This window comes from Stenotrophomonas sp. STEN035 (genome assembly GCF_056759935.1).
This window is the reverse complement of sequence record NZ_JBRRDY010000005.1, coordinates 82,776-104,313: the sequence shown is the minus strand read 5'-3', so window position 1 is coordinate 104,313 and position 21,538 is coordinate 82,776. Positions and strand designations below refer to the sequence as shown.

At 64.2% G+C, this 21,538-nt stretch carries 21 protein-coding genes; 9 read left to right on the top strand and 12 right to left on the bottom strand.

All coding sequences use genetic code 11. The features are described 5' to 3' along the window. Window positions 1-37: 37 nt before the first annotated feature. From ACVOLL_RS04210 to ACVOLL_RS04195, 4 genes are all read left to right on the top strand, one after another. A complete protein-coding gene (locus ACVOLL_RS04210; protein ID WP_282268719.1) occupies window positions 38-313 on the top strand; it encodes a metal/formaldehyde-sensitive transcriptional repressor in 276 nt (91 codons plus the stop codon). 48 nt (window positions 314-361) lie between these two features. Then, window positions 362-1,471, top strand: a complete 1,110-nt coding sequence (locus tag ACVOLL_RS04205; protein ID WP_481511738.1) for an S-(hydroxymethyl)glutathione dehydrogenase/class III alcohol dehydrogenase — start codon at window positions 362-364, stop codon at window positions 1,469-1,471. 90 nt (window positions 1,472-1,561) lie between these two features. Next, entirely contained in the window at window positions 1,562-2,389 is an 828-nt protein-coding gene (gene fghA / locus ACVOLL_RS04200) for an S-formylglutathione hydrolase (RefSeq protein WP_481511737.1), read from the top strand. 318 nt (window positions 2,390-2,707) lie between these two features. Beyond that, a complete protein-coding gene (locus tag ACVOLL_RS04195) occupies window positions 2,708-4,126 on the top strand; it encodes a GGDEF domain-containing protein (protein ID WP_481511736.1) in 1,419 nt (472 codons plus the stop codon). Between the two features lie 294 nt (window positions 4,127-4,420). Here ACVOLL_RS04195 and ACVOLL_RS04190 read toward each other — a convergent pair whose 3' ends face one another. From ACVOLL_RS04190 to ACVOLL_RS04180, 3 genes are all read right to left on the bottom strand, one after another. Further along, entirely contained in the window at window positions 4,421-5,098 is a 678-nt protein-coding gene (locus tag ACVOLL_RS04190; RefSeq protein ID WP_481511735.1) for a Dph6-related ATP pyrophosphatase, read from the bottom strand. A gap of 3 nt (window positions 5,099-5,101) precedes the next feature. Further along, complete coding sequence (locus ACVOLL_RS04185) at window positions 5,102-5,440, bottom strand: hypothetical protein (RefSeq protein ID WP_481511734.1); 339 nt, start codon at window positions 5,438-5,440, stop codon at window positions 5,102-5,104. A gap of 72 nt (window positions 5,441-5,512) precedes the next feature. Further along, window positions 5,513-6,466, bottom strand: a complete 954-nt coding sequence (locus ACVOLL_RS04180) for a DegV family protein (protein ID WP_481511733.1) — start codon at window positions 6,464-6,466, stop codon at window positions 5,513-5,515. Between the two features lie 249 nt (window positions 6,467-6,715). Here ACVOLL_RS04180 and ACVOLL_RS04175 point away from each other — a divergent pair, with 249 nt between their 5' ends. Next, entirely contained in the window at window positions 6,716-7,255 is a 540-nt protein-coding gene (locus tag ACVOLL_RS04175) for a DUF924 family protein (RefSeq protein WP_282272308.1), read from the top strand. A gap of 327 nt (window positions 7,256-7,582) precedes the next feature. Here the strand turns inward: ACVOLL_RS04175 and grxD are convergent, their stop codons facing one another. After that, window positions 7,583-8,509 carry a Grx4 family monothiol glutaredoxin gene (gene grxD, locus ACVOLL_RS04170; protein ID WP_481511732.1) on the bottom strand — a complete coding sequence of 309 codons (927 nt, stop codon included), beginning with the start codon at window positions 8,507-8,509 and terminating at the stop codon, window positions 7,583-7,585. A 60-nt stretch (window positions 8,510-8,569) separates the two neighbouring features. On the opposite strand from grxD, the gene ACVOLL_RS04165 reads away from it, so the two are divergent. Next, window positions 8,570-9,349 (top strand): polysaccharide deacetylase family protein, encoded by a 780-nt coding sequence (locus ACVOLL_RS04165; protein WP_481511731.1) that lies wholly within the window; start codon window positions 8,570-8,572, stop codon window positions 9,347-9,349. Between the two features lie 41 nt (window positions 9,350-9,390). Next, on the top strand, window positions 9,391-10,650 hold the full coding sequence (locus tag ACVOLL_RS04160; RefSeq protein ID WP_481511730.1) for a DEAD/DEAH box helicase: 1,260 nt from the start codon (window positions 9,391-9,393) through the stop codon (window positions 10,648-10,650). A 265-nt stretch (window positions 10,651-10,915) separates the two neighbouring features. Here the strand turns inward: ACVOLL_RS04160 and ACVOLL_RS04155 are convergent, their stop codons facing one another. The 4 genes from ACVOLL_RS04155 to ACVOLL_RS04140 all read right to left on the bottom strand — a co-directional run bounded on the left by ACVOLL_RS04155 (window position 10,916) and on the right by ACVOLL_RS04140 (window position 13,942). Continuing rightward, complete coding sequence (locus ACVOLL_RS04155) at window positions 10,916-11,245, bottom strand: DUF6172 family protein (protein WP_481511729.1); 330 nt, start codon at window positions 11,243-11,245, stop codon at window positions 10,916-10,918. A 79-nt stretch (window positions 11,246-11,324) separates the two neighbouring features. Beyond that, window positions 11,325-12,023, bottom strand: a complete 699-nt coding sequence (locus ACVOLL_RS04150) for a class I SAM-dependent methyltransferase (RefSeq protein ID WP_481511728.1) — start codon at window positions 12,021-12,023, stop codon at window positions 11,325-11,327. After that, the gene (locus tag ACVOLL_RS04145) at window positions 12,020-12,661 is read right to left on the bottom strand and encodes an SGNH/GDSL hydrolase family protein (RefSeq protein WP_481511779.1); all 642 of its coding nucleotides are present in this window, start codon (window positions 12,659-12,661) and stop codon (window positions 12,020-12,022) included. Before ACVOLL_RS04145 ends, ACVOLL_RS04150 begins: the two co-directional genes overlap by 4 nt. Before the next feature lie 9 nt (window positions 12,662-12,670). Beyond that, window positions 12,671-13,942, bottom strand: a complete 1,272-nt coding sequence (locus ACVOLL_RS04140; RefSeq protein WP_481511727.1) for a pyridoxal phosphate-dependent aminotransferase — start codon at window positions 13,940-13,942, stop codon at window positions 12,671-12,673. Window positions 13,943-14,273: 331 nt separating this feature from the next. Between ACVOLL_RS04140 and rsgA the strand changes: the two genes are divergently transcribed. Together rsgA and ACVOLL_RS04130 are read left to right on the top strand one after the other, a co-directional pair. Then, window positions 14,274-15,371, top strand: a complete 1,098-nt coding sequence (gene rsgA, locus ACVOLL_RS04135) for a ribosome small subunit-dependent GTPase A (protein ID WP_282273104.1) — start codon at window positions 14,274-14,276, stop codon at window positions 15,369-15,371. 232 nt (window positions 15,372-15,603) lie between these two features. Further along, on the top strand, window positions 15,604-16,860 hold the full coding sequence (locus ACVOLL_RS04130; protein ID WP_481511726.1) for a flavohemoglobin expression-modulating QEGLA motif protein: 1,257 nt from the start codon (window positions 15,604-15,606) through the stop codon (window positions 16,858-16,860). 6 nt (window positions 16,861-16,866) lie between these two features. On the opposite strand, the gene ACVOLL_RS04125 is transcribed toward ACVOLL_RS04130, so the two are convergent. The 4 genes from ACVOLL_RS04125 to ACVOLL_RS04110 form a co-directional block, all read right to left on the bottom strand. After that, entirely contained in the window at window positions 16,867-18,108 is a 1,242-nt protein-coding gene (locus ACVOLL_RS04125) for an FAD-dependent oxidoreductase (RefSeq protein ID WP_481511725.1), read from the bottom strand. Between the two features lie 85 nt (window positions 18,109-18,193). Further along, the gene (gltS, locus tag ACVOLL_RS04120) at window positions 18,194-19,399 is read right to left on the bottom strand and encodes a sodium/glutamate symporter (protein WP_481511724.1); all 1,206 of its coding nucleotides are present in this window, start codon (window positions 19,397-19,399) and stop codon (window positions 18,194-18,196) included. A 265-nt stretch (window positions 19,400-19,664) separates the two neighbouring features. Further along, window positions 19,665-20,063: a RidA family protein gene (locus tag ACVOLL_RS04115; protein WP_481508577.1), complete on the bottom strand. Its 399-nt coding sequence runs from the start codon at window positions 20,061-20,063 to the stop codon at window positions 19,665-19,667. Between the two features lie 34 nt (window positions 20,064-20,097). After that, a complete protein-coding gene (locus tag ACVOLL_RS04110; RefSeq protein WP_481511723.1) occupies window positions 20,098-21,537 on the bottom strand; it encodes an N-acyl-D-amino-acid deacylase family protein in 1,440 nt (479 codons plus the stop codon). Window position 21,538: the final 1 nt, after the last annotated feature.

The window sequence follows — 21,538 nt, the reverse complement described above, 5'->3', positions numbered from 1 at the left end:
AATATACTATCCCCCAGTACAGGATATTGGCGCCGCCATGCCGCATTCCCCCGAAGAGAAGAAAAAGGTCCTGGCCCGGGTCAAACGTATCCGCGGCCAGTGCGATGCGCTGGAGCGTGCCTTGGAAGCAGGCGCTGACTGCAATCCGGTGCTGCAGCAGATCGCGGCCATCCGCGGTGCAGTCAACGGGCTGATGTCCGAGGTGATGGAGGCGCACCTGCGCGAGGAGTTCGGCCAGCCGGCGCGCTCCGATGCGCAGCGCGCTGCACGCGTTGCCGAGATGTCCAGCCTGATCCGTTCCTATCTCAAATAATTCCGGCGGCGCCTTGCGTCGTCTTCGTCATTCCCGCAGGAGAAAGTCATGAAATCACGTGCCGCCGTTGCCTTTGGTCCGGGCCAGCCTTTGCAGATCGTCGAGATCGATGTCGCGCCGCCGAAGGCAGGCGAAGTTCTGGTCAAGATCACCCATACCGGTGTCTGCCATACCGATGCCTTTACCCTGTCTGGTGATGACCCGGAAGGGTTGTTCCCGTGCGTGCTGGGCCATGAAGGTGCAGGCATCGTGGTCGAGGTGGGCGAGGGTGTCACCTCGGTGAAGGCCGGTGATCACGTGATTCCGCTGTACACCGCCGAGTGCGGCGAATGCCTGTTCTGCAAGAGTGGCAAGACCAATCTGTGCACGTCGGTGCGCGCCACCCAGGGCAAGGGCGTGATGCCGGACGGCACCAGCCGCTTCTCGTACAACGGCGAGCCGATCTACCACTACATGGGCTGCTCCACTTTCTCCGAGTACACCGTGGTGGCCGAGGTGTCGCTGGCCAAGGTCAACCCGGAAGCCAATCCGGAGCACGTCTGCCTGCTGGGCTGCGGTGTCACCACCGGGATTGGCGCTGTGCACAACACCGCCAAGGTCGCCGAAGGTGACAGCGTCGCGGTGTTCGGGCTGGGTGGTATCGGCCTGGCGGTGATCCAGGGTGCGCGTCAGGCCAAGGCCGGTCGCATCATCGCCATCGACACCAACCCGTCCAAGTTCGAGTTGGCCAAGCAGTTTGGTGCCACCGATTGCGTCAACCCGAAGGACCACGACAAGCCGATCCAGCAGGTAGTGGTTGAGATGACCGGTTGGGGCGTGGACCACAGCTTCGAGTGCATCGGCAACACCAACGTGATGCGTGCGGCGCTGGAATGCGCGCACCGTGGTTGGGGCCAGAGCGTGATCATCGGCGTGGCCGGTGCCGGGCAGGAAATCTCCACCCGTCCGTTCCAACTGGTGACCGGTCGCAAGTGGCTGGGTACGGCATTCGGCGGCGTCAAGGGTCGCAGCCAGCTGCCGGGGATGGTTGAGGACGCGATGAAGGGCGATATCGAACTCGCACCGTTCGTGACCCACACGATGGAACTGGACAAGATCAACGAAGCCTTCGACCTGATGCACGAAGGCAAGTCGATCCGCTCGGTCATCCATTACTGATCGCAGTACTTGTGGGAGCGGCGTTAGCCGCGAAGCTGGCGCTCCCTCAGTCGCAAACACCACGCAACCCAACACCAAGGATTCAAAACCATGCAACGACTCGAACACCGCGCCTGCTTCGGCGGCTGGCAGGACGTTTACCGGCACGAATCCAAGGTGTTGGGCTGCGAGATGACGGTAGGCGTCTACCTGCCGCCGCAGGCCGAGCACGGCCCGTGCCCGGTGCTGTACTGGCTGAGCGGCTTGACCTGCACCGAGCAGAACTTCATCACCAAGTCCGGCGCGCAGCGCTATGCGGCCGAGCACGGCATCATCCTGGTGTCACCGGATACCAGTCCACGTGGTGAAGCGGTGGCTGATGCAGAAGGTTACGACCTGGGCAAGGGCGCAGGCTTCTACCTCAATGCCACGCGCGAGCCCTGGGCGCGGCATTACCGCATGTACGACTACATCGTCGATGAGCTGCCGGCCTGGGTGGAAGCCGATCCGGCCGCCAGCGACGTGCGCGCGATCAGCGGGCATTCGATGGGTGGGCATGGTGCCTTGACGATTGCGCTGAAGAACCCCGGGCGCTACCGCAGCGTATCGGCGTTCTCACCTATCGTGGCGCCGACGCAGGTGCCTTGGGGGCAGAAGGCGTTTGCTGCCTATCTGGGCGAAGACCGTGAAGTGTGGAAAGCATATGACGCCACCGAGCTGGTTGCGCATGCGCAGGAGAAGCTGCCGTTGCTGATTGATCAGGGCGGCGCCGATGAATTCCTGGAAAACCAGCTGCGCCCGCAGTTGTTGCAGGCCGCCTGCGAGGCTGCCGGGCAGCCGTTGCAGCTGCGCATGCAGCCGGGTTATGACCATAGCTACTACTTCATCAGCAGCTTCATCGGCGAGCATATCGCGCATCACGCCAAGGCGATGCGCTGAGCTGTTTCTGGTATCGCCGAGCCATGCTCGGCATTGCGCTCTGCTCCCTCCCTTTCGCGTAGCGAAGGGGAGGGTTGGGGAGGGGTTGGCTTTTGCTGGTGAGGTCCCTGCCGAGCATGGCTCGGCACTACGCTCTGCTCCCTCCCTTTCGCGTAGCGATGGGGAGGGTTGGGGAGGGGTTTTGTCATTCGCTTGTAAGGCCCTTGCCGAGCATGGCTCGGCACCACGGGTCGGGTTTCCGTGGCGGGGTCTGGGTCACGTTGTTGCAGCGACCGTCGCGCTATCGTGCGGACATGGCGCCCGTCCGTTGGGGAATGCATGCCGGTAGTGCTGATCCTGCTGTTCATCGTCTGTCATGGCCTGGTGCTCGCCATCGGCTCGGGTCCCGCTGGCATTGGTTCCTTCGTCTTCCTGATCGCAGCGCCGCTGCTTGCTGCCTGGTGCTGCGTTTTGCGCGCACGGCACGACCGCGCGGCATTGGGCTGGTATGCGATCGCGCTGGCGATGCTGCTATGGGCCGGCGGCATGGCACTCAATCTTGTCGATGCACTGGGGGCGGGCCGTGCCGATGTCACCCCGCGTGCCAGCATGTTGTTGTACGTGCTTTACGCCGTGCCGCTGGTGTTCATCCTTGCCCGCGCACGGCGCGAGCGCACCAGCATCAGCCTGATTGATGCAGCAATGGCAGTGCTGTTGGGTGTGCTGTTCTTCGTACATACCGGTTTCTTTGCCGACCGCATCGATGCGGACGAACAGGCGATGCGCAACATGCGCTACATGTTTGATATTCAGAACCTGTGCATTGCCAGCTTCGCAACCGTGCGCTGGCTCGCCGGTGATGTGGCGGAGTGGCGCGGTTTCTTTCGCGCGCTGGCGCTGTATGCCCTCGCGTACCTGCTGACTGCCGGTTACATCAACCACTTCAGCTCGGAGGATTCCTTCGGTGCGTACAACGATCTACTGATCGATATGCCATTCCTTTTGTTGATGTTGCTGGCCGTGCGTAAGGTATCGGCTCCTGTCTTCGTGCCGGACCCGCGGCTGTCGCGGCTGGTCCAGGCGGGCGGCCCGATGATCCTGCCCCTGTTGCTGCTGGTGGTAGGGACCTTGGTGGTAGACCATGCACGGACGCTGGCCGTAGCCGGCTTCGTGGTCGCCACCATCGGCTTCAGCCTGCGCAGCACACTGCTGCAGATCGGCCTGTTGGAGCGACAGGCAGCGCTGGATCAGCTGGCAAGACAGGATGGCCTGACCGGTGTGGCAAACCGCCGTCAATTCGATGCTGTCCTGCAGGCCGAGGCCAGCCGCGTACATCGCAGTGGTGCCGGCTTGGGTCTGCTGCTGGTCGATATCGATCACTTCAAGGCATTCAATGATGCACACGGGCACCCGGCCGGTGATCGTTGTCTACAGGCGGTTGCGGCACAGCTGCAGGCGAATGTCCGGCGTGCGGGCGATTGCCTGGCGCGCTACGGCGGGGAAGAGTTCGCGGTGATCATCCCGGACTGCGGGCGGGAAGATGCGATCGCCCTCGCCGAGAAGCTGCGGCTGGCCATTGAGTCGCTCGCCTTGCCGGAAGCTGCGGTCAGCATCAGTGTAGGCGTGGCTTTCCTGCAGCCTTCTGCCAAGGCACCTACGGCGCAGCTGCTGGAGGATGCTGATAGCGCCTTGTATGCGGCAAAGCGTGCGGGCAGGAACCGGGTATCGGTACGCGATGGTGCGGTGTCGTGGTTCTGATGATCCTTGAATGCAGCGCCGAAACTTGCAGGAGCAGCGTGAGCCGCGAAGCTCGTAAGCCCAGCCTTGCAAGCACTGCTGCGATTGCACGAAACGCCGTTGTTTTTGCAACTCTGGTTTCGCGGCTTACGCCGCTCCCACGAAAGCACAGCTCAGCCCAGCCTTGTGGGAGCGGCATAAGCCGCGAAGCTACCTCACCTGATGTTGCGAGCGGTGCTGCGATTGCATGAAACGCTGTTGCTTTTTGCAGCTGTGGCTTCGCGGCTTACGGCCCGAGGCCACCCGGCGCCGCTCCTACAAAGTCAGGGTGAAGTCCGTGTAGGCGTAGCGGTTCTCGCGTAGCACGGTGTCGCCTTGTTCAAGGTCCAACGGGGCGCGGAACATCGGCCCCGCGCTTACACAGGTGTGAAATTCGCCGTTCTCGCCGCAGGCATCGATGCCTGCTGGCAATTCGTCCAGCAATGCTTGATCGAATGCTCGACCCGTAAAACCGGCATCCAGTCGCTCGCTGTCCACGCAGCACAGCTGCGCCCGCAGACCGCCCGCAATCATCTGCCGCGCCAGCACCGCAGTGTCGCGGCCAAACAACGGGAACAAGGTTTGCCAGCTTTGCGCTGCATACTGCTGTTCGCGCCATAGCCGGATGTCCTCCAGCAAGAGATCGCCGAAGGCGATGGTTGCAAGGCCGGGCCAGCGCTGCTGTGCTTCGTTCAGTGCCGCTGTCATGCGCTGCAGGTACACAGCGTTGTCGCAGACCTGCGGAATCCATGCTTCCAGCAGCGGCAGCCCGGCAGCGCTTGCCTGGGCCAGCAATACTTCGCGGCGCACGCCCTGCATCGAGGAACGGTCATAGCCTTCGGTCAGCGTGCTCAACAGCGCGACAACCTCGATGTCATCGCGTTGCTGGAGTTCGTGCAGCGCCCAGGCGGCGTCTTTGCCGCCGCTCCAGGAGATCAGTACCGGTGTTCTCAAGGCTCAGCGCACATCGCGCAGTTCCCAGTGGCTGCCGGCCAGCATGCGCATGCGCTGCTTGAACAGCTCGCCGGCCAGGCTGGTGGTGGCGACCAGGTCGATGCGCAGGTCGGACTGCTTGCCGGTGACCGTGGCGTTCGGGTCAACCGCACCCAAGCCGGGGTCCACGTCGTCGGGCTCGTCCTGGGTGGCCTTCCAGCGCTCGAACAGCTCCGGCGTACGCAGGGCGCTCTGCAGCTGCTCGGCGAAGGCGTCCGCGCCGCTGGCGGTGAAGGATAGGCGCGGGTCGTTGCCGCGGGCCTTGGCCGGATCGGGCAGCGAGATGGAATAGAGCACGGACATGGGGTGTCTCCTTGGTAGAGCGTCAGACTAGCGCGTCAAATGTAGTGATTTTGTCCAGATGATGCGGATTGATCAGCTGCCGAAGGTATGCGGTTCATCGGCGAATCCAATGGTCACTGCGCCCTTGCCCACGTTGACCATGCCGGTCAGGCTCATCACCGCTTCCAGCAGCGCTACGCCGTGCTGATCGCAGGTATCGCGCAACTGCCGGTAGCCGGGCAGGGCGCGCAGCTCATCCAGCGGGCCACCGTAGCTGACGCATACCGTCGGGGTCATCAGGCCGTGGACCACACGCTTGCCTACGAAGTCGAACAAGGCCTGCACGGCAGGGTCGAAGCCCTTGATCTTGGCCACCGGCTCGGTATTGCCGCGGTAGCCGTGCAGGACGGGCTTGATGTCCAGTGCACTGCCGAGGGCGACACTGAGCAGGCCGACGCTGCGGTCGCCCTTGTGGCGGGCGCGGGCGCGCAGGTAGTAGAGGTCGCGGGTGACCATATAGCCGTGTACGTTGCTTGCCACCAGCTCCAGGCGTTCGCGCATCTGCGGGACGCTGGCACCGCTGGCACCGCTGTCGCGCAGGCGCACCGCTTCCACCGCGCTCACCGCCTGTGCGGCGAACAGGTTCTGGGTGTCGATGACGCGCAGGCTGAATGGCGAGTTGTAGCCGGCGGCCTGCCGGATCGGTTTGTACTCGTTGAGGATGCTGTAGCCGGCCTGCACAGCGTTGTCATGTATTGGGCTGCGGGTGCGGGTGATGGTCATGCAGAACACCTGGTCGAAATCGGTGACCAGGTGGCTCAGGAACAGATCGCGGATCTGCTCGGCGCTGTAGGGGATGGTTTCCGCCTCGGCACTGCGTTCGCTCAGCGGCCCCTGCAGGAAGGCCAGGGTGGATTCCTCGTCGCGGTGGTCGGGGAGCACGGTGTCGCCGATCCGTACGCTGATCGGGAGCAGCACGATATTGTTCTGCTGCAGATAGCCCTTGGGCAGGTCGCAGGCCGAGTCGACCACTATTCCTATGCGCATGCGGTTGTATCCCCCAAGGGTCGTAACAGTCACGAAAGATAGGAACCCTATCTCAAAACTTGGGATGGAACAGGTGCTTTATGCGGACGCCGTCGCAATCCAAGGCATGTTTTTTCACCTTTTCCTCATTTCATCGCCGGGGGTAGCCTATTAAGCTACTGCCAAGCAACTGAGGCCCTGTCCCCGGATGCGACGACATCGGTGGGAAGTGTCACCGCCTGAGGGTAGGCGGTGAACCAGGGATCAGTAATGGAAACTGCAAGTTCGGTAGTTGAGTTCTGGCGCGCGGCTGGTCCGCAGCGTTGGTTTGTGCGTGACGAGGCCTTTGATGTCGAGTTCCGGGAGCGTTTCCTGGACCTGCACTACCAGGCGGCCCGGCGCGGTTGTGAGGACTGGCTGGAAAATGCCGAGGGCGCGTTGGCGCTGCAGATCCTGCTGGACCAGTTTCCGCGCAACTGCTTCCGTGGCACTGCGCACTCTTACGCTACCGACGGGTTGGCGCGGCATTACGCTACCCGCACCATCGAGGAAGGTTGGGACCGCGAACTGCCGCTCAAGCTGCGGGCTTTCATCTACCTGCCGTTCGAGCACTCCGAGGACCCGCAGGACCAGGAGCGCGCGGTAGCGATGTTCGAGGTGCTGGGTGATCTGGAATACCTGAAGTACGCCGAAGTGCATCGCGATGTCATCCGCCGCTTTGGCCGCTTCCCGCACCGCAACGCGGTGTTGGGCAGGATTCCGACTGCCGAAGAACTGCACTTCCTTGCTGAAGGTGGCTTTGCTGGTTGAGTGTGCGGGAGCGCTGGTGTGTTGCTGATGGTGTTGTTGGATATGCGCCTGTCCGTTAAGCACTGATCATCGTGGTACGCATGCAGTGCAGGGCTCACAGAAAGGCACAGGCTGCATGCTTTTGGTTTGGATGTAGGAGCGGCGTCAGCCGCGAAGCTGAGATAGCTGAAGTGCTTGGCACATCTGCCACCTGAAAATGTATCGGCTTCGCGGCTGCCGCCGCTCCTACAAGGTTGCCAATCAGACTGTCGTTGCTGCGGTTTTCAACACAGGAACAAAAAACGCCGGCTAGGCCGGCGTTTTTTGTGCTGCTACAGCGCGTCCCGATCAGTACTTCGGAACGCTGTTGTCCACGTTCTCCGACCAGGCATCGATGCCGCCGGTGATGTTGAACACATTGGTGAAGCCCAATGCCAGGAACTGCGCGGCAGCCTGTGCGCTGCGGCCACCACGGTGGCACAGGAATGCCAGTGCGGTGTCCTTGGGCAGGGCTTCGAGCTTGGCGCGGTTGTCGCCGTCGAAGGTTTCAAACTTGCCGTTGATCGCGGCGATGGCGCGTTCGTCAGCCGGACGCACGTCCACCACGGTGATGGCACCGGCGCGCAGCTGGTCGTCGGCGCTGCGCACGTCCAGGTCCTGCACCGGCTTGGGCGCGTTCGGGTTGTTGATCGCCAGGCCCTGGCCGCGGATGTCGTCCACCCAGTCAATGGTGATGCCGTTGGCGCGGCGCGCGCTGGAGGAATCGAACTGCACGCGCAGGCCGTTGGATTCAGCGGCGATGGCGTTGTCGTCGAACGGGGCCAGCTGGAAGTTCGGCTGGAAACTGGCATCGATGCTCAGCTGCAGGGCCGCGCCGGGCGAGTCGGCCAGGGCGCCCTTGAGCATTTCCACCGCGGCCGGGGTGACGGTGATCGACGGCGGGGTGCGGTCCGGCGCAGCCAGACCGAGCAGGCTGCTCAGTTCGCCGCTGCTGGCCATCTGCAGGATGATGTCGCTGCCGCCGATCAGCTCGCCGTCCACGTACAACTGCGGAATGGTCGGCCAGTCGCCGTAGACCTTGATGCCTTCACGGATTTCCTGGTCGGCCAGCACGTTGACGTGGCCGAACTGCACGCCCAGGTCCTGCAGCGCGCCAACAGCCTTGGCCGAGAAACCGCACTGCGGCATGGTCGGCTGGCCCTTCATGAACAGGACGACGCGGTCGGCGCCGAGGATGGATTCAATGCGTGAACGCAGGGCGGGGTCCAGGGACATCGTGAACTCGTATAAGTGGTCGTAGACCAGCTGATTCTACGCTGCATGGCATCATAGGGAATGACTGCCCCGGAAACCCTGCATCGCATTCCCGTACACCCCTGGCGTTGGCTGTCCTGGCTGCTTGTCTCGCAATTGCTGGTTGCACTGCTGTGGTGGCGGTTGGGCTGGATGTGGGGTTTGCCCTTGATGCTGCTCAGTCATGCTCTGTTCGTCGTACCGGTATTCCTCCCCAACAGCCGCTTCTACGCGCCGGTGACCAGTCGCGCGCCCGGCCAGGACGTGTGGCTGACAATTGATGACGGCCCGTCCGATGAGACCCTGGCGGTGCTCGATCTGCTCGATCGGCACGACGCCAAGGCCACTTTCTTCATGGTCGGCGAGCGTGCACAGGCCCGCCCGGAGCTGGTGCACGAAGTGCTGCGACGTGGCCATGACCTTGGCAATCACAGCCATTCACACCCGCAGGCGCGTTTCTGGGGGTTGGGCCCGGCGCAGATGGCGCGTGAAATCGGCCAATGCCAGCAGGCGCTGACTGCCATTGCCGGGGTGCCGCCGCGCTGGTATCGCTCGGTGGTAGGCATGACCAACCCATTCGTGGCGGTGTCGCTCAAGCGCCATGGGCTGGTACGGATTGGCTGGAGCGCGCGCGGCTATGACGGCGTGAACTGCACGCCGGAGGGCGTGGTCGCACGGATTGCGCCGGATCTGGCGCCAGGCGCCATCGTCCTGCTGCATGAAGGTGCTGCCCACGGCCACAACCTGGCCATCATCGACGCCGTGCTGCAGCAGTTGCATGCGCGTGGCCTGCGCGCCCGCCTGCCGCAGACAACAGCGTAGACTCGCTTCCCCGCCATTGCGCGGCGTTCTGGAACCGCATCATGCCTTTCTCCCAACTCGGCCTGTCTCCCTACGTGCTGCCCGCGCTGCAGCAGGCCTTGCAGCAGGCCGGTTATCTGGCGCCAACGCCGATCCAGCAGCAGGCCGTGCCCTTGTTGTTGAAGGGCCGTGATGTGGTCGCGCTGGCGCCCACCGGTTCGGGCAAGACGGCCGCTTACGTACTGCCGGCGCTGCAGCGCTTCTTCATGGCAACGCCGCGTAAGCCACGCGTGCTGGCCCAGTTGATCCTGGTGCCGACCCGCGAACTGGCACAGCAGGTAAGTGACGTGTTTGCCACCTTGGGTCGCGAGTTGCCGCGACGGCCGCACCTGGTCTGCGCGGTCGGCGGTGTGTCGATCAATCCGCAGATGATGTCGCTGCGCGGTGGTGCCGACATCGTCGTGGCCACCCCGGGGCGCTTGTTGGACCTGCTGGCGCATAACGCCCTGTCATTGAAGCAGGTGCAGCTGCTGGTGCTGGATGAGGCCGATCGTCTGCTGGAGCTGGGCTTTGGCGATGAGCTGCGGCAGATCCTGGCTGAGTTGCCGGTGAAGCGGCAGACCGCTTTGTTCTCGGCCACGTTTGCGGCCGATATCCAAGCCTTGGCTGCAGCGGGCCTGCATGAGCCGCAGCGGCTGGAGATCGGGGAACAATCCGCGCCGGATATCGAACAGCGCGCCATCCACGTCGATAGCGCCCGGCGCGCCGAGTTGTTGCTGTCCTTGCTGGAAGATCCGCAGTGGCAACAGGTATTGGTCTTTGTCGGCAGCATCCGCGACGGTGACCGCTTGGCGTCACAACTGCGCAAAGCCGAGATCAACGCGCAGGCGCTGCACGGTGAACTGTCGCAGGGGCGCCGCTTCCGCATGCTGCAGGATTTCAAGGACGGCGAAGTACGGGTGTTGGTCGCGACCGACCTGGCTGCGCGCGGCATCGATATCACGCGCTTGCCGGTGGTGGTGAATTACGACCTGCCGCGTGCGCCAGCCGATTACCTGCACCGCATCGGCCGTACAGGACGGGCAGGCGAGAAGGGGCTGGCGCTGACTTTCGTCGATTCGGCGGCGATGGCGCATTGGCGATTGATCTGCAAACGCCATGGGCTGCAGAACGCGACTGAAGTAATCGAGGGCTTTGAGCCTACGCAGGCAGCACCGGTGGCCAGCGTGGTTGCTGACGACAATGGCGGCATCAAGGGACGCCGGCCGAGCAAGAAAGATCGGGCGCGGGCAGCTGCGGCGGCGGAGAAAGCTGGGCCCTGACAGGATTAGGGTAGAGCCGAGCCATGCTCGGCTGGGGCGTTACCAGCCAATCGTCTGTGGGAGCGGTGTAAGCCGCGAAGCCCAAGATCCGGCAGATTGCGGACCAGTCGGTGATTCCAATGGTGCCGGTTTCGCGGCTTTCACCGCTCCCACATCGTTCCTGCACGTAGATGGATGGCCTGCAAGGCCCTTGCCGAGCATGGCTCGGCACTACATTGGGCGCTACCGATAAGGCTTCTGCCGAGCATGGCTCGGCACTACGCGATCAATCTTCGAAATCGGTCTCTGCTGCCGGGGCTGCGTCGGCTACCGGGCGCGGGCTGCGCTTGGCGGTCTTGCTGAGCACTTCGACGTAGAACTGGGTGTTGCCAGCGGCTACCAGCGCGTCGATTGCGCGGAACAGCTCGTCGTAGCCCACCGGCTTGGCCGAGGCTTCATCCACGCCCAGCTTGCTGTCGAAACCCCAGGAATCGGCGCCGGCCGGCAGTGCCTTGCCGCGCTCACGCTTGGTGTACTTGCGGATGTCGTGCTTGCTGGCTTCCAGCAGGCGGTCGGGGTGCTTGCCTTCGATGGCGAGGCTATAGGTCTTCTTCACGGGAATCTCGTTGCTGCGCCAGCCCGGTTGGGCCGGCAGGGAATGGCACCATTATCGGTGCAAACGGCTTGACCGTGGTTCAACCGCGTCGGGCGACCAGCAGCCAGTTGTTGAATGGAGTGTTGCCGTACAGCGGGGTGAGGCTGACGGTCAGGCCGCATTGTTGTAGTAAAGCGCGCAAAGAGTCGGCATCGGGGTAGTGGCGGGGCCTGAACTGCATCCAGCCGATCAGGTTGGCCGCGCGGTCGCCGATGCGCGAGATACGGCCACGGCGGGTTTCGTCGGCCAGGGCCATGCGCATCACCAGCCGGCCGTCATCCTCAAGCATTGCCGCCGCATTGCGCAGCAGGGATCGCTGGGCGTCATCGGGCAGATATTGCAATACGTCGAGAATGGCGACGCTGCCGCGATGGGCTGGCAGGGTGGTGGCCAGATCCATGACTTCGAAGGTGCTGGCGCTGAGCGCCGAGCGCTTGGCGACTTTGCTTGCCCGCTGAATCTTGGCGGTGTCATTGTCGACGCCCCGGTAGGGCATGGATTGCCCGTCGTAGCGCAGCGCATGCGCCAGCAGACCCAGACCGCAGCCCATGTCCAGCAGCGGTGCGCTGCTGCCGCTTAGTGCTTCGAGCACGCCGGGATAGAGCGGGTCACTGCGCAGTTTGCCCAGCGTGTAGTAATAGTCCCAGCGGTTGCCCCAGGGCTGTATTGGAGCAAATGCGCCGGCAATGGCCTTGGCGGCATCAGCCGAAAAGGCTTGATGGCCGGCATGCTCGGTCACGTGGCAGGGGCTGCCTGCAGCAGTTCCGCAGCTACCGGCAAGGCAGCTTCCATCCAGCGGCGATACATGGCGGCTGAAGGATGCAGGCCATCATCGGCCAGCATCTCCGCCGTTTCACCACCATCACGGCTGGTCGGGGTGATGTCGACGAAGGCCACACCGTAGTCGCCACAGCAGGCGTGTGCGGCGGCGTTGAAGTCGTCGATTTCGCGGGCGACCTGGGCCGCATCGCGGCCGTTCTGCTGCGCGTAGGGGGTGAAGCCCCAGTCCGGTGTGGACAGCACCAGCACGCGGCGCGGGTCTTCACCGGTCAGGGCGATCGCGCGCTGCAGCAACTGTTCGAACTGTTGCCGGTACTCGGCCAGCGGCCGACCGCGGTACTGGTTGTTGACCCCGATCAGCAGGCTCACCAGTGCGTACGGCCCTTGCGGGGCTTCGGCGTCGATGGCGGCAGCCAACTCGTCGGTGGTCCAGCCGGTGGTGGCGATGACCTGCGGGTCGTCCAGCACGATGCCCTGGGCGCGCAGCGCGGCGGCCAGCTGGAACGGCCAGGTGCCGGCCTGCGGTACGCCTTCACCGATGGTGTAGGAGTCGCCCAGCGCCAGGTAAGACGTGGGAGTGGCTGCGGTCTCGCTGATCAAGGCCAATCAGCCCACCGCACTGCGCGGCTTGAGCTGCACGACCTTGGTGACGGCTTCGGCGCGCCGGCTGAGCAGTTTGTCGATGCGACCGAAGACCTCGCGCATCACGCTGGCCTCGGGCAGCAGGGTGACGCGGAAGTGGTTGCGGTAGGGCACGTTGAAGCTGGAACCCGGCACCACCAGCACGCCTTCTTCTTCCATCAGCTGCAGGGCGAAGTCGTGGTCGTCGAAGCCTTGCGCGGCCGGGCCGACAACTGCCGGGAAGGCATACAGCGCGCCCGACGGCACCACCAGCGACAGATGCTCGCTGGCCTCGCAGGCCTCGATCACCGCACGGCGGGTTTCGTACAGGCGGCCGCCGGGGCTGCACAGTTCGGAAATGGTGTCCGGGCCGTTGACCGCGGCTTCGATGGCGTACTGGCCGGGCACGTTGGCACACAGGCGCAGCGCGCTGAGCAGGTCGAGCGCGGCGCGGAATTCGCCCAACTGCTCGCCGGCACCGGACAGCAGCATCCAGCCCACGCGCCAACCGCAGGCGCGGTGCACCTTGCTCAGGCCGCTGAAGGTCAGGCAGGGGTGATCGCCGGCCAGCGGTGCGACCGGCTGGAACTGCGTGCCGTCATAGAGGATCTGGTCGTAGATTTCGTCCACCAGCAACAACAGGTTGTGCTTGCGGGCAATGGCGACGATTTTTTCCAGCAGCTCGCGCGGGTAGCTGGCGCCGACTGGGTTGTTCGGGTTGATCAATACGATGGCGCGGGTGCGCGAGGACACCAGCGCTTCCATCTCCACCGGATCGGGCAGGAAGCCGTTTTCCGGACGGCAGCGGTAGTACACCGGACGGCCGTCATTGAGGATGGTGGCGGCCGACCACAGCGGGTAATCCGGCGAGGGCACCAGCACTTCATCGCCCGGGTTGAGCAGGGCGCGCAGCGACAGGTCGATCAGCTCGGACACGCCATTGCCCAGGAACACGCGGTCAGCAACAGCATCGGGCGCACCACGGCGGGCGTAGGCGGCGGCGATGGCTTCACGTGCGACTGGCAGACCCTGCTGATGGGTGTAGGGATCCGTGCGACCCATGTCGTCGGCGATGGCGTGCTGCAGGTGTGGAGGCGCACGGAACCCGAACGCACCGGGATTGCCGATATTGAGCTTGATGAGCTTGCGGCCCTGGGCCTCCAACTCCCGCGCTCGTCGGGCCAGTTCACCACGGATTTCGTAGCGGACTTCGGACAGGCGTTCACGGGTAGCTAGCGGTTTGACAGGGCTTGACATTTTCTCAGGGCCATCAAGGGCATGGATTCTGCATGGTAGCCGAATTGTTGCGCTGCGGGGCGGGGCTTTGGCGCCGGGATTGGGGATTCGGGAATGGGGATTGGTTACAGGCAAAAACAACTACCGGAGCAAGGGCAACGGCACCCCTCCCCACCCCTCCCCTTGCCTGCGGCAAAGGGAGGAAGCCAAGCTTTGCCCCCTTTTGCCGCAGGCAAGGGGAGGGCCGGGGAGGGGTGCTTTGGCTTTGGCTTTGGCTTTTGCTCATGTCCAGACCCAGACGCAACTGAACCGCCATTCCCGGCGCCAAGCCCCACCCCGGTAGAATCCCCCAATGACTGATTCCATCGACTTCGATTCGCTGCGCCATATCGGCTGGCCATGGCCCGGTGCTCCCGAGGACCCGCAATGGCAGGAGGCCTTTGCCGCCCACCCGCAGGCCCGCCCGGGGCGGGTGATCGAGCAGCACCGTTCCGGCTACGTGGTCGCCGATGCGCCCGACAACAGCCTCAAGACCGAGTCGCCGCCGGAATGGCAGCGCCCGCGCTTCCCCAGCCATGAGCGTGCGGCGGTAGGCGACTGGGTGTTGCTGGACGGCAAGCGCATCGTCGCACTACTGCCGCGGCACACCTCGATCAAGCGTGGTGCCGCCGGTGAGCACTATCACCAGCAGGTGATCGCGGCCAACATCGATACGGTGTTCATCGTCTGTGGCCTGGACGCCGACTTCAACCCGCGCCGCATCGAGCGCTACCTGCTGCTGGTTGGCGGCGGTGGTGCGTCACCGGTGGTGGTGCTGACCAAGGCCGACCAGACCGAGTACAGCGAAGACGCGCTGGCGGTGTTGGAAGACCTGGCCGCGCAGCAGATTCCGCTGCTGGCGATCAACGGCAAGGACCCGGAAAGCGTGTCCGCCCTGCTGCCGTGGTTGGGCCCGGGCAATACCGTGGTGCTGGTGGGTTCCTCCGGTGCTGGCAAATCCACCTTGACCAACACGCTGTTGGGCGAGGACCGGATGAAGACCAACGAAGTGCGCAGCAATGATTCGCGCGGCCGCCACACCACCACCCATCGTGCGCTGATGCCGCTGCCGTATGGCGCCTGCCTGATCGATACGCCCGGCATGCGCGAGCTCAAGCCGACCGGCGAGGAAACCCTGGCTGAAGGTGGCTTCGCCGACATCGAAGAGCTGACCACGCAATGCAAGTTCCGCGATTGCTCGCACCACAGCGAACCGGGTTGCGCGGTGCAGGAAGCCATCGAGCGCGGTGACATCGACGAAAGCCGGCTGGAGAGCTACCTCAAGCTGCGCGAGGAAGTGGCGCAGGCCGCAGCCAAACTTGCCCAGCGTCAGGCCGAGCAGGCGACCGAACGCAAACATAGCGGGCGCGGTGCGCAGTGGCGGCCGATCAACAAGGGCAAACGGCGCTGAAGCCGGCGCTCGCCGCTCTGGCTCCCTCCCTTTTGCGCAGCAAAGGGGGTGAAGAAGGCCCGCTTGCGCGCCACTGGCGCGCGGCCTGATGAACGACCGAAGGCTATGCCTTCGGGCCGGACGGGTTGGGGAGGGGTAAGCTGTTCGCAGCGCTGATGCAATTGTGGCTTCGTGGCTTACGCCGCTCCCACAGACGAGTGCTTGAACTGCGTTTTATTTGAATGGAGCAGGCATGGACACGGTTGATACCCACAGCGATCCAGCCATCAGCCATCACGCCGCGCTGGATGCGCGGATGGTGGCGGCGGTCAAAGGCATCCGTCTGCTGAGCCTGACCAGCTGGCCGGCAAACATGCAGGCGCCGTTCCTGGAAAGTGTGGCGCGTGGCAACCCGCTGCTGCCGCAGGTGGACTACCCCAAGCTCGACTTCAGCGAAACGCGGCGCGAACTGGCTGCAGTAATGGAAGCGGTGGATGCGAGCCATCCGCTGGGCAGCTACATCCAGGATTCGGCGCGCAGCTGGGATCTTGCTGCCAGCCTGTTGGAAGGCCTGGGCACGCGTGCGGTGGATGACTATTCCACCCAGTTGTTCGGTGTGCCCGAGCAGCCGATGCCTGGCAATGGCCCGACCACCCGCGATGCAGCGCGGCACTTCATCCAGATCGCGCAGGAACTGGACCACGAGCTGCTGGCACCGGAGGAACAGGTGCCGGTATCGGCCACGGCCTTGCAACTGATGCTGCAGAGCGACCTGGATGAGTTCTTCGCCGGGCGCATGATCAGCGTGGAGCTGGACCCGGAACTGATCGCCAAGGCTGCCGCGGGTGCGACCCGTATCCGCCTGCGTACCCGCGCCACCTTCAGTGCCTATGACCGTGCGCAGCTTTACCACCACGAAGCGCTGGTGCATTCGCTGACCGCGCTCAACGGCCGCGATCAGCTGGTGTTGCCGAGCCTGGCCTTGTCTTCGCCGCGCATCACCGCCACGCAGGAAGGCCTGGCGACGTTTGCCGAGCAGATCACCGGCAGCATCGACATCCAGCGGCTCAAGCGCATCAGCCTGCGTATCGAGGCGATTGCGATGGCGCGTGATGGCGCTGATTTCATCGAGGTCTTCAAATACTTCCGTGGCGCCGGGCAGACTGCCGAGGAAAGCTTTTCCTCGGCACAACGTGTGTTCCGTGGCGTTCCCACCAGCGGCGGCGCGGCCTTCACCAAGGACACGGTGTACCTGCGCGGGCTGGTGTCGGTGCACACCTTTTTCCGGCAGATGCTGCGCGATGAGCAGCTGCAGACCTGTCGTTGGCTGTTTGCCGGCAAGATGACGCTGGAAGACGCACAGACGCTGACGCCGCTGTTCGAGGCCGGGGTGCTGGCGCCGCCGCGCTGGTTACCGCAGTGGATCAACCGCGCCAATGGCCTTGCCGGCGCATTGGCGTTCTCGCTGTTCGCCAACCGTATCCGCATGGACCAGATCAGCGAAAGCTGAGTTGGCTCAGGGCGTGTCCAGCAACTGCTGCACCGCCCGTTCGCCACTGCCCATCGCCAGCGTCCAGCCGAGCATGCCATGGCCGATGTTGCAGGCCAGACCATCGCCGAGGTTCTTGATGATCGGTGAGGTCCACGGCGTGACCGGGCGCAGCCCGGCCCAGCTGCTTTCGATGCGCTCGTAGTCGGCGGCCTCGGGCAATGACGCGCGTGCCTGCGCGATCAGTGTTGCCAGCCGTGCCGGTTCTGGCGCGGGATTCCAATCGTTGAGGTCAGCCAGTCCGGCGACGCGGATGCGCTCGCCCAAGCGGCAGAACACCAGTTTGCGCTTGGTGTCGGTGATGCTGACCTTGGGTGCATTGGCGCCCAATGGTGCGGTGAAGGAGTAGCCCTTGATCGCCATCACCGGCATGCGCAGACGCAAGGGTTTGAGCAGGGCAGGGCTGTCGATGCCAGCGCAGACCAGCACACGTGCTGCCTGCAGCGTGCGGCCGTCGCGTGCCTGCAGCTGCCAGTGGCCGCCAGCACGATGCAGCGACTGTGTGTCGAGGTCGAACATCGCCTGCAGGCCGTACTGCTGCTGCAACACCTGCAGCAGGCCTTGGCTGAAGCGGTAGGGGTCGCCCGCCTCTTCCTCGGGCGAATAGACGCCACCAGCCAACCACGGCGCGCCGCTGAGTGCAGGTTCTATGGCGATTGCTTCGGAAGCGTTGACCAGCCGCTGCTGCACGCCATGACCGCGCTTGAGCGCGATCATCGCCGCCGCTCCCTGCACGCCTTCGGCGGATGGGTACAGGTGCAGCTTGCCGGAGACTTCGTGGTCGAAATCGATGGGGTGCTGTTGCAGCAAGGCCTGCATGGCCTGGCGCGATTCCAGTGCCAGTTCCAGCGTGGCCAGGGTATTGCGCTGCAGGCCTGCCGTGTTGGCCTGGCGCAGGAAAGCCAGCCCCCAGCGCAGGAAATCCGGATCAGCTGACCAACGTGTGCGGAAAGGCCCGTTGCGACCGAATGCCATCTCCGGCAGTTGCGCCCAGGTTGCCGGGCCGGCCATTGCATCGGTGTAGGCGTAGCTGAGCTGGGCGCCGTTGGCGAACGAGGTGCCCAGTGCCGGGCCGGCATTGCGATCCAGCAGCAGCACCGAACAGCCGCGCTTTGCCGCGGCATAGGCAGTGGCCAGACCCACCACACCAGCGCCGATGACAACAAGGTCATGGCGGGAAGAAGGGGCGGGTGCAGCGTTGGATGTCATCAGCGGAACAGTGCAGGGCGGGTGATGCCCCATTGTCGCGCCAACCCGTGCACAAGGCACGGGTATGGCGCACGGAACCGGCGGATTAGTGTGGCCAGAAGTTCAGGAAGCCGGTGATGATCAGCGCATTGATGAAGTCAATGAAGAATGAGCCGACCAACGGTGCAACCAGGAAGGCGCGTGGCGCCGGCCCGTAGCGCTGTGCCAGCCGCCGCATCACTGCCATCGCGTTGGCGGTGGTGCCGAGCATGAAGCCGATGAAGCCACCGCCCATTATCGCTGCGTCGTAGTCGCGACCCATCAACCAGTAGATCGGCACTGCGAACAACGCGACGACCGACACCTGGATGATCAGGTTGACCAGCAGCGGCAGGCCCATTCCAGCCAATTCCCAAAGCTTCAGATCCATCAGTGCGATGGCCAGGAACAAGGCCAGGCTGATATTGCCGATCAGGTCGGTGGTCGGGACCGACAGCTTGATCCAACCGGTGTAGTCATCGATGTTGCGGATCACCGCGCCAACCAGCATCGCGCCGATATAGGTTGGCAGGGTCAGGCCCATGCTTTCGAAGCCCTTGCCCACCCACACTCCCAGCCACATCGCCATCAGCAGCACGACGATGCTCTTGAGCGCGTCGAACTCACGCGCCGACTCGCTGGGGTAGCGTACGGTGACCCCTTCGTCTTCACCCAGCTGCGCGCCGGTGGCCTTCTGGCTGGGATGCTGCACCTTGAAGCGCTGCATCAGCACAGTGATCACCGGGCCACCAACCAGGCCGCCGCAGATGATGCCAGCCATTGCCGCTGTCACCGCCAGGCTTTCCGCACCGACCAGCCCGGCCTGCTCGAAATGCCCGGCAAAGGCCAGGCCGGTGGCCGGGCCGCCGGTCAGCGTGGCCGAGCCGGCCAGCACGCCGAACATCGGGTTCAGGCCGAACATCTTGGCCACGCTGATGCCGATCAGATTCTGCAGCACCGCGAAGATGCTGCCGATCAGCAGGAACAACATCACCTGCTTGCCGCTGACCCGCAGCAATCGCACGCTGGCATTGATGCCCAGGGTGGTGAAGAACGCCACCATCAGCGGTGTCTTGAGTGTGGTGTCGAGTGTGAACAGGGTGGTCTGCTGTCCATGTGCCCACCACACGGCCAATGCCACCAGCAGGCCGCCAACCACCGGTTCAGGCAGGTTGTAGCGGCGGAAGAACGGGATGGCACGGCACAATGCGTAGCCGGCGAACAGGGTCAAGCCCGCAAAGGCGACCGTCTGTACGGCGTCAAGTTGAATCATAGGGGTGGGGACCTTACACCAGCGAAGGGCGAACTTTGTCGTTCCTTACGCACAATAGCAACCGGGCCTATTGGCACTGGCTGGTCATAAAGGTCAGATCGGGGCCATGAAGACGGGTAGTGCCGAGCCATGCTCGGCAGAGGCTTTCCCAGCAATCCAGGTGTAGTGCCGAGCCATGCTCGGCAGGGGCACTACCGGTACAGCTTCAGCCGAGCATGGCTCGGCACTACAGAGAAGCGGGTCCCTGCCGAGCGTTGCAGGCGCATCAGTCGCGCTGCGGACGCTTGTAGGCCACGCAATCCACTTCCACCTTGCAGTCCACCACCATGCGGCTTTCGACGCAGGCGCGGGCAGGCGGGTTTTCGCCGAAGTAGTGCTTGAACACGCCATTGAAGGCGTAGAAGTCGCGGGCGTCGTCCAGCCACACGCCGCAGCGCACGACATGCTCGGGGCCGTAACCGGCCTCGGCCAGGATCGCCAGTACGTTGCCGATCACCACATGCGACTGCTCGGTCACGGTGCCGGCGACCAGTTCGCCGTCGCGCATCGGTACCTGCCCGGACACGAACAGCCAGCCATCGGCCTCGACTGCACGCGAGAACGGCATGTGCTGCTTGCCTTGGCCAACGCCACCTTCGGCGCCATAGCGTTTGATATCACTCATCGGTATTCCTTTATATAGGTACAGCGGTTGCAACTCAGGCTGCTGGTGCAACCTCGGGGCAGACAAAACGGCCGGCGCGGGCAACGACCTGCTTGCCGTCGTAGCTCAGGCAGCCGTTGACCCAGACCGCGCTGATGCCCTCGGCGGCGCGGATCGGGTCGTGGAAACTGGCGGTGTCGCGTACCCGTGCCGGGTCGAACAGCACCAGGTCGGCGTACCAGCCAGCGCGGATGAAACCGCGCGCGCCCATCGCGAAGCGCGACGCGGGCAGCCCTGTCATCTTGTGCACGGCGGTGTGCAGCGGGAACAACTGCTCGTCACGGGCGTAATGGCCAAGCACGCGCGGGAAGGTGCCCCATAGCCGCGGATGTGGACGCGGATCACGCGGCAAGCCATCGGAACCGATCATGGTCAGTGGATGGGCGAGGATCTGGCGTACATCGGCCTCGTTCATACCGTGGTAGACCGCCCCGGCGGGTTGCAGACGGATCGCGGCATCCATCAGTGAGACATTCCAGTCTGCGGCGATCGCGGCCAGCAGGCGGCCGCCCTGGGCGGGCTCGGGCTCGGACCAGGTGATCAGGATGTCGAACGCATCGGTGACCTGCTTCAGGTCCAGGGTCGAGGCACTGGCGGCATAGGGATAGCAATCGCAGGCGACATCCTGGTTGGCCGAGGCGGCGTGCAGGCTGGCCAGCACTTCGCCGCTGCGGCCCCAGTTGTCGATGCCGGCGCACTTCAGGTGCGAGACGCGCACCGCTGCCTGCGGCGCGCGTGCGGCATGGAAGGCTTCTTCCATTGCATCGAGGATGCCGCCGAATTCGTCGCGCAGGTGAGTGGCATACAGACCATCGCGCGGCAGCTCTGCTGCCAGCGCATCCACTTCCGAAGACGGTGCGCTGAACGCCGACGCATAGGCCAGGCCGCTGCTCAGGCCGAGTGCGCCCTGGGCGAGGCTGTCACGCAGCTGCGCCCGCATCGCGCTGATCTCGTCATCGCTGGCGGCACGGTCCAGCCTGTCCATGTGGTTCTGGCGCAGGGCAGTGTGGCCGACCAGCGCGGCGACGTTCACGGCAGGGCCGGCGAGGTCCACCGCCTTGCGGTAGCTGGCGAAATCCGCGTAGCGGAAATCCTCGGCATCGCCCAGCAGGTTCATCGGGTCCGGCACCTGATCGCGGATCTGCACCGGGCTGGCGCTGATGCCGCAGTTGCCGACCACCACGGTGGTCACGCCCTGCGACAGCTTGCTGAGCATGTCCGGATTGCGGATTACTTCCAGGTCGTCATGGGTATGCACATCGATGAAGCCCGGTGCCAGCGCCAGGCCCTGCGCGTCGACCACATTGGCCGCCGCTGTGTCGCCAAGCTGGCCGACGGCGACGATGCGCCCGGCATTGATGGCCACATCACCCTGCACGCCAGCCTGGTCGCTGCCATCGAAGATCAGGGCATTGCGTATCAAGAAATCATGCATG

Coding starts and splice junctions, on each gene's coding strand:
- ACVOLL_RS04110 (WP_481511723.1), bottom strand. CDS start 21,537: ATGCATGATTTCTTGATACGCAATGCCCTGATCTTCGATGGCAGCGAC.
- ACVOLL_RS04160 (WP_481511730.1), top strand. CDS start 9,391: ATGCCTTTCTCCCAACTCGGCCTGTCTCCCTACGTGCTGCCCGCGCTG.
- ACVOLL_RS04175 (WP_282272308.1), top strand. CDS start 6,716: ATGGAAACTGCAAGTTCGGTAGTTGAGTTCTGGCGCGCGGCTGGTCCG.
- fghA (WP_481511737.1), top strand. CDS start 1,562: ATGCAACGACTCGAACACCGCGCCTGCTTCGGCGGCTGGCAGGACGTT.
- ACVOLL_RS04125 (WP_481511725.1), bottom strand. CDS start 18,108: ATGACATCCAACGCTGCACCCGCCCCTTCTTCCCGCCATGACCTTGTT.
- gltS (WP_481511724.1), bottom strand. CDS start 19,399: ATGATTCAACTTGACGCCGTACAGACGGTCGCCTTTGCGGGCTTGACC.
- ACVOLL_RS04210 (WP_282268719.1), top strand. CDS start 38: ATGCCGCATTCCCCCGAAGAGAAGAAAAAGGTCCTGGCCCGGGTCAAA.
- ACVOLL_RS04130 (WP_481511726.1), top strand. CDS start 15,604: ATGGACACGGTTGATACCCACAGCGATCCAGCCATCAGCCATCACGCC.
- rsgA (WP_282273104.1), top strand. CDS start 14,274: ATGACTGATTCCATCGACTTCGATTCGCTGCGCCATATCGGCTGGCCA.
- ACVOLL_RS04180 (WP_481511733.1), bottom strand. CDS start 6,466: ATGCGCATAGGAATAGTGGTCGACTCGGCCTGCGACCTGCCCAAGGGC.
- ACVOLL_RS04205 (WP_481511738.1), top strand. CDS start 362: ATGAAATCACGTGCCGCCGTTGCCTTTGGTCCGGGCCAGCCTTTGCAG.
- grxD (WP_481511732.1), bottom strand. CDS start 8,509: ATGTCCCTGGACCCCGCCCTGCGTTCACGCATTGAATCCATCCTCGGC.
- ACVOLL_RS04115 (WP_481508577.1), bottom strand. CDS start 20,063: ATGAGTGATATCAAACGCTATGGCGCCGAAGGTGGCGTTGGCCAAGGC.
- ACVOLL_RS04140 (WP_481511727.1), bottom strand. CDS start 13,942: ATGTCAAGCCCTGTCAAACCGCTAGCTACCCGTGAACGCCTGTCCGAA.
- ACVOLL_RS04185 (WP_481511734.1), bottom strand. CDS start 5,440: ATGTCCGTGCTCTATTCCATCTCGCTGCCCGATCCGGCCAAGGCCCGC.
- ACVOLL_RS04165 (WP_481511731.1), top strand. CDS start 8,570: ATGACTGCCCCGGAAACCCTGCATCGCATTCCCGTACACCCCTGGCGT.
- ACVOLL_RS04195 (WP_481511736.1), top strand. CDS start 2,708: ATGCCGGTAGTGCTGATCCTGCTGTTCATCGTCTGTCATGGCCTGGTG.